Consider the following 1,155-nt stretch of genomic DNA (forward strand, 5'->3'; position numbering starts at 1 on the left):
CCGGCCCCGCCGCCGCCTGTGCTGGCGCCTGCAACGCGCCAGCATGCCGCCGTGCCGCCTCCGCGCAAGCAGGTGGCCCCGGCAGCGGTAGCCGCGACGACCTCGACATCGCAGGCCGACAAGGACGCGCTGGAAAACGTCATTGAGCTCGTGCGCAAGCAGAAGCCCGGCGATGCGACGCAGGCGCAAGCGACGATCTCGGATCCGGTCGCGCGCAAGCTCGCGGAATGGCTGATCCTGCGCAGCGACAACAACAGCGCCTCGGTCGAGCGCTACCGCGCGTTTATTTCATCCAATCCGAGCTGGCCGTCGCAGATTTTCATGCGCCGGCGCATCGAGGCCGCGCTGTGGGACGACCGCCGCGACGACGCCACGGTGTGGTCGTGGTTCGAAAACCAGTCACCGATCTCGGCCAAGGGCAAGTTCGCGCTGGCCAAGGCGATGATCGCGCGCGGCGATCGTGCCAACGCCGAGCGGCTGGTCCGCGAGGCCTGGCGTCACGACGGCATGTCGGAGGACACCGAGAGCGCGGCGCTCGACATGTTCGGTGCGCTGCTGACGGCGGGCGATCACAAGACGCGGATGGAGTCGCTGCTTTACGGCACCGAGCAGGAAGCCGGCGGCATGCGCGCCGCCAAACGGCTCGGCTCGGGCCATGTGGCGCTGGCGAAAGCACGGATCGGCGCCAACAAGAAGGCTTCCAACCTCAGGGCTCTGCTGGATGCGGTGCCGCGCGAACTGCACGGCGAGACCGGCTATGTCTTCGCGAGGATCCAGCTGCTTCGCCGCGAGGAGAAGTTCAACGAGGCCGCACAGCTGATGCTCGGCGCGCCGAAAGATCCGAATCGCCTGCACAATCTCAACGAATGGTGGATCGAGCGGCGCCTGCTGTCGCGCAAGATGATCGACGCGGGCGAGTATCGCAGCGCGTATCTGATCGCGCGGGATGCGGCGCTGCCGACGCGCGACATCTACAAGACCGAGCAGGAATTCACCGCGGGCTGGATTGCACTACGTTTCCTGAAAGATCCGGCGGTCGCAGCCCAACACTTCGCCCGGATCGGCGTCGGCAGCGCTAACCCCACCGCGCTTGCGCGCGCCGGCTATTGGCAGGGCCGCGCGGCGGAAGCGGCGGGCCGCGCGCAGGAAGCCCGC

Annotated in this window: 1 pseudogene; it reads left to right on the forward strand. The window is 68.1% G+C overall.

Annotation, left to right across the window (positions count from 1 at the left end):
* Nucleotides 1-1,155: pseudogene (locus CQ12_RS23915) on the forward strand (lytic transglycosylase domain-containing protein); the annotation flags it as partial.

Origin of the sequence: Bradyrhizobium jicamae (genome assembly GCF_001440395.1) — a bacterium.
In the GTDB taxonomy this organism is placed as follows: Bacteria; Pseudomonadota; Alphaproteobacteria; order Rhizobiales; family Xanthobacteraceae; genus Bradyrhizobium; species Bradyrhizobium jicamae.